General features: G+C 72.2%; 3 protein-coding genes. 1 reads left to right on the top strand and 2 read right to left on the bottom strand.

Annotated features, from left to right (window positions below; all coding sequences use genetic code 11):
• Positions 1–80: 80 nt before the first annotated feature.
• Both ACFV0G_RS34215 and ACFV0G_RS34210 read right to left on the bottom strand, forming a co-directional pair.
• The gene (locus ACFV0G_RS34215; protein ID WP_380556393.1) at positions 81–1154 is read right to left on the bottom strand and encodes a BMP family protein; all 1074 of its coding nucleotides are present in this window, start codon (positions 1152–1154) and stop codon (positions 81–83) included.
• 315 nt (positions 1155–1469) lie between these two features.
• Positions 1470–2726 carry an amidohydrolase gene (locus ACFV0G_RS34210; RefSeq protein ID WP_380556392.1) on the bottom strand — a complete coding sequence of 419 codons (1257 nt, stop codon included), beginning with the start codon at positions 2724–2726 and terminating at the stop codon, positions 1470–1472.
• Between the two features lie 532 nt (positions 2727–3258).
• Here ACFV0G_RS34210 and ACFV0G_RS34205 point away from each other — a divergent pair.
• Positions 3259–5316: a protease pro-enzyme activation domain-containing protein gene (locus ACFV0G_RS34205; RefSeq protein WP_380556391.1), complete on the top strand. Its 2058-nt coding sequence runs from the start codon at positions 3259–3261 to the stop codon at positions 5314–5316.
• Positions 5317–5466 lie beyond the last annotated feature (150 nt).

The following is a 5466-nucleotide window of genomic DNA, read 5'->3' as shown; positions in this document are numbered from 1 at the left end:
CGCCCCGCCGGGCCCCTCCGGAGTGTGTCGTGCCGTCCTGGTCACCGCCCGGCAGGTGGGCGGCGCTCAGGTGTGCCGGATCAGTTCTCCGGAGCGGTGGGGACCTTGGTGGCGCCGGAGGTGATGGCCTGGGTGGCCGCGTCGAGCTTCGGCTGGATGTCCTTCAGGAAGCCACCGGTGGTCGCGAGCTGGACACCGCCGGCCTTCAGGTCGAAGTTCTTGACACCGGTCAGCGGGTTGCCGTCCTTGGCCGCCTTGATGTACTGGAACACCGCGACGTCGACGTTCTTCACCATCGAGGTGAGGATGTGGTCGGCGTACTTCGACAGGGCCGGCTGGCGGGCCTGGTCGGAGTCGACGCCGATGGCCCACTTGTTGCCCGGGGCGGTGGCGACGGCCTCGATCGAGCCGTTGCCGGAGGAGCCCGCGGCGGAGTAGATGACGTCCGCGCCCTTGTCGAGCTGGCCCTGCGCGGCCTCCTTGCCCTTGCCCGGGTCGTTGAAGCCGCTGAAGTCCGGCGGGGTGGTGAGGTAGGTGGTCTCGACGACGATGTTCGGGTCGACGGACTTGGCACCCGCCTTGTAGCCGGCCTCGAACTTCTTGATCAGCTCGGACTGCACACCGCCGATGAAGCCGATGTGGTGCGCCTTGCTCTTGGAGGCGGCGGCGACGCCCGCGAGGTACGAGCCCTCCTGCTCCGAGAAGGTCAGCGAGGTGACGTTCGACGGCTGGGTGTCGGAGGCCGAGTCGATGATCGCGAACTTGACGTTCGGGTTCTCCTTGGCGACCTTCTCGACCGCGCTCTGGTAGACGAAGCCGACCGCGATGACCGGGTTGTAACCGGCGGTCACCAGCGACTTGAGGCGGGTCTCCTTGTCGGCCTCGGCCTCACCGGTCTTGGCCTCGGCCTCGTTGACCTGGACGCCCAGCTCGGTCTTGGCCTTGTCGAGACCGCGCGCGGCGGAGTCGTTGAAGGACTGGTCGCCACGGCCGCCGATGTCGTACGCCATACCGACCTTGAGGCCGGAGGCGGCGCCCGAGGCACCGGCGGAGGACGAGGTGTTGTCGGTGCTCTTTGCGCCGCAAGCGGCGAGCGAGGCGATGCCCAGGGAACCCGAGAGCACAACCGCGGCGAGCTTCATTGAACGGCGCAAGGGAGTATCTCCTTCTCACACACCCGTTTGGCGTGGTCGAGCGCCACCGTAACGCGCGTAGAACACGGTTGTGTTACGGCCTGCGGGGGCATTCGGGTTGTTATCAAAATGTGGTCATTCGCCCGGATGAAACCGGACAGACCGCCACCAAAGTTCAACCCGTTGTCTCGCCCGGGTGGTATATCGGACCCGACCAGGGTACGTCGACCCGTCGCGGACACGACGCAGCCGCGCCCGGGCTGCGGCCCTGGCGCGGCTGTCAGCTGCGACGACACCGCCGGGGCGGGCCCCGGAGGGCCCCCGGCGGGCGGTGGATCAGGCCTCGGCGGGCCCCAGTGCGAGCGAGCAGAAGAGCTCGACGCCGATGCCGATGGCGCGCTCGTCCGCGTCGAACCGGCCCTGGTGCAGGTCGCGCACCCCCTTCTCGTGCGGGGCCCGCACGCCGAGGCGGGCCAGCGCGCCGGGGGCGTGCTCCAGGTACCAGGAGAAGTCCTCGCCGCCCAGGCTCTGCTCGGTGTCCTCGACCACCGGGCCGGTCGAGCCGGCCGCGAAACGGTCCTGCATGGCCCGCTCCAGCCGGTCGATCGACTCCTGCTCGTTGACCACCGGGGGCACGCCGCGGTGGTAGTCGAGCGCCCACTTGGCCCGGTGGGTCTCGGCGACCCGGCCGATGAGCTCGTCCAGCACCTCGGGCGCCTCGCGCCAGCCGGCCAGCTCCAGGCAGCGGACGGTGCCCTCCAGCTCCGCGTGCTGCGGCACCACGTTGGGCGCCGAGCCGGCCGCGATCCGGCCGAAGACCAGGCTGGCGCCCCAGCGCGGGTCCATCCGGCGGGCGAACAGCCCGGGCAGGTCCGCGGCCATCCGGGCGATCGCGGTGACCAGGTCGGTGGTGAGGTGGGGGCGGGCGGTGTGGCCGCCGGGGCCGTCCAGGGTGAGCAGCAGGCGGTCGCAGGCGGAGGTGATCGCGCCGACCCGCAGCCCGATCCGGCCGACCTCGACCTTGGGGTCGCAGTGCACCGCGAAGATCCGGCCGACGCCCGCCATGCCGCCGGCCTTGATGACGTCCAGGGCCCCGCCCGGCATGACCTCCTCGGCGGGCTGGAAGATCAGCCGCACCGGCTGCCGCAGCTCGCCCGTCCGGGCCGCCTCGGCCAGCAGCAGGGCGGTGCCGAGCACCACGGTGGTGTGCACGTCGTGCCCGCAGGCGTGCGCCCGCCCGGGCAGCGTCGAGCGGTAGGGCACCTCGGTCTTCGCGTCGTCGATCGGCAGCGCGTCGATGTCGGCGCGGAACGCCAGCAGCGGGGTGCCGGCCGGGGTGCCCGCGGGGACGATGTCGACCGTCATCCCGGTGCCGCCGGGGAGCACCTGCGGCGCCAGCCCGGCCCGGACGAGCCGCTCCTTGATCAGCCGGGTGGTGCGGAACTCCTGCCGGCCCAGCTCCGGGTGCCGGTGGAGATCGCGGCGGAAGGCGATCAGCTCGGCCTCGTACACCCGTACCCGGGCGCGCAGGTCCCGGCCGGGGCGGTCGGCGGTGGCGAAGGGCGCCCGCTCGGCGGGCTGAGGATCGTTCACCTCAACAAGAGTAGGCCGGTGGAGGGGATTTGGCCCGTCTTCCGGCGAAGATGTGGCCCGATCGGTGCATGGCGGCCGCACAGGTGGGTATGACATCTCGATTAAGCCGCCTTCCCGGGTGATCACTCCCCTGTCAACGAGACACGCCCCGGGACGGACACGGCGGCCCTCCCCACCGGCCCCGCGACCCGGCCCGGCGGCCCGGCGGCCGGGCGGGGGTCGGATTCCGGCCACTCCCGACGCCCCGCGGAGCCGACGATCCGTCCGGCCCGCCACCGCCGCCCGCGCGGCACACCGGACGGCGACCGGCCCGCCCCGCCACCTCCCGGGATCCTTCACGCTTCCCCCTTCGAACGGTCATGCACTGGCAAAGCTTTCGCATGATCCCTTGAGCGTCGTGCACATGTCCGAATAGACAGCTACCGCACAGTCAACTTCCGCGCCGGGACGGGCTCGCCCGCCACCGGCACGCTCCGTCATGCCCTCACAAGGGATTCCTGACGGTCCATCAACCGAGAATTGGGGAACCGACGTGCCAGCAGCACGCAGCCGGCTCTCCCGGACGGCCGTGGCGGCACCCGCCGCCGCGCTGATCCTGGGAACCCTCGCGGTGGCCACCCCGGCCAACGCCGCCGCCCCGATCGGCGACAGCAGCAGCGCCGCCAAGGAACTGAACGGAACGCACCCCGCCTGGGCGACCCCCCAGGCCGACGCGGGCGCGGTCGCCGACTCCGCCCCGGCCACGGCCCGGATCTACCTGGCCGGCCAGGACACCGCGGGCCTCGCCGCCCTCGCCAAGTCGGTCTCCGACCCGTCGTCCCCGGCGTACGGCAGCTACCTCTCCACCGACCAGGTGCAGGCCCGCTTCGGCGCCTCCCAGGCCCAGGTGAAGGCGGTCAAGGCCTGGGTCACCGGCGCCGGCCTGACGGTGGGCCAGACCACCGCCCACTACGTCGAGGTGTCCGGCACCAGCGCCGCCATGGCCAAGGCTTTCGGCACCAAGATCCACACCTACCGCACCGCCGACGGCACCCACCGTGCCCCGGCGAGCGACGCCGTGGTGCCGTCGCAGGTCGCGGGCGCCGTCCTGGCCGTCTCCGGGCTGTCCGACGTGGTCCACAAGAACGTCTCGCACGCCGTCTCGGTGCGCGAGGCCGAGGCGAAGGCCGACGCGGCCCGCCTGGCCGCCGGCAACCTGAAGAAGCCGGACGCCACCCTGCCGACCGTCCCGACCTGCTCGGAGAACGGCTACGGCTCGAAGACCGCCGCCGGCGCGCCGCAGGGCTACGAGAAGAACGAGCCGTTCGCCCCGTGCTCGTACCTCCCCTCGCAGCTGCGCAAGGCCTACGGCGTGACCGATGCGAAGGTGACCGGCAAGGGGGCCCGGATCGCCATCATCGACGCCTACGGCCTGGACAGCATGCAGGCGGACGCGAACCACTTCGCCACGCTGCACGGCGACAAGCCGTTCGCCGCCGGCCAGTACAGCGAGGTCGTCACCAAGGACAAGTGGACGCACCAGGACGAGTGCGGCGACTGGTCCGGCGAGGAGGCGCTCGACGTCGAGATGGCGCACGGCCTCGCGCCGAACGCCCAGGTCACCTACGTCGGCGGCAACTCCTGCTACGACCAGGACCTGTACGACGCCATGGCGACCGTGGTCGACAAGCACCTGGCCGACGTGGTCTCCAACTCCTGGGGCGAGATCATGCACGGCAAGAGCGGCGACCTGGACCCGGCGGTCATAGCCGCCGACAACCAGCTCTTCCAGCTCGGCGCGGTGCAGGGCATCGGCTTCACCTTCTCCAGCGGCGACTGCGGCGACAGCTCCCCGGGCGCGGCCGCGACCGGTGTGAACTGCCAGGCCGACAGCAACCAGGCGCAGGCCGACTGGCCGTCCGCCTCGCCGTGGGTCACCTCGGTCGGCGGCTCCACCCTGGAGCTCGCGGACAAGGCCGGCCACTACGGCCACGAGGTCTCCATGGGCGACCAGCGCTCGGTGCTCTCGGACGACCAGAAGTCGTGGAACCCCTACCCGGGCTTCTTCTACTTCGGCGGCGGCGGCGGTGTCTCCAAGGACTTCCAGCAGCCGTGGTACCAGAAGGGCGTCGTCTCCGACCGGATCGCGAAGACCGCGGCCGACGGCAGCTCCTCCGCCACCCCGCTGCGCGCCACCCCGGACATCGCGATGAGCGGTGACCTGGTGGCCGCCACCCTGGTCGGCTACACCGCCAACGGCACCTACTCCGAGGGCGGCTACGGCGGCACCTCGGTCTCCGCCCCGGAGACCGCCGCCATGCTCGCCGACGCCATCGAGGCGCGCGGCGGCCGGGCGATCGGCTTCGCCAACCCGGCGCTGTACGACCGGGCCGGCACCAAGGCCTTCAACGACGTCAACGACTCGGCCGTGCACAACAAGTTCGGCAACGTCGTCGACCTCGGCACCGTGGGCGGCGTGCTCAAGGTCCGCCTCTACAAGGTCGCGGCCGACTACGGTCTGAGCGCCAAGCGCGGCTACGACACCGCCACCGGTGTCGGTACCCCCGGCAAGGACTTCTTCGACTCCTTCCGCCTGGGCCGCAAGCACTGATCACCACCGCGTGAACGCCGCGGGGGCCGGGGGGGGCGAGGGGCCCGGGCCCCCGGGGGGGGCCCCCCCGGCCGGGGCGGGCGGGGGCGCCCCGCAACCCGCCGCGCGCGGGGGGGGGGGCCCCACCCAGCGCCCCGCCGCGCGCGCCCC

Source organism: Kitasatospora sp. NPDC059571 (assembly GCF_042735675.1).
GTDB lineage: Bacteria > Actinomycetota > Actinomycetes > Streptomycetales > Streptomycetaceae > Kitasatospora.
The sequence above is the reverse complement of the archived record's forward strand: the minus strand, read 5'-3'. Positions and strand labels throughout refer to the sequence as shown.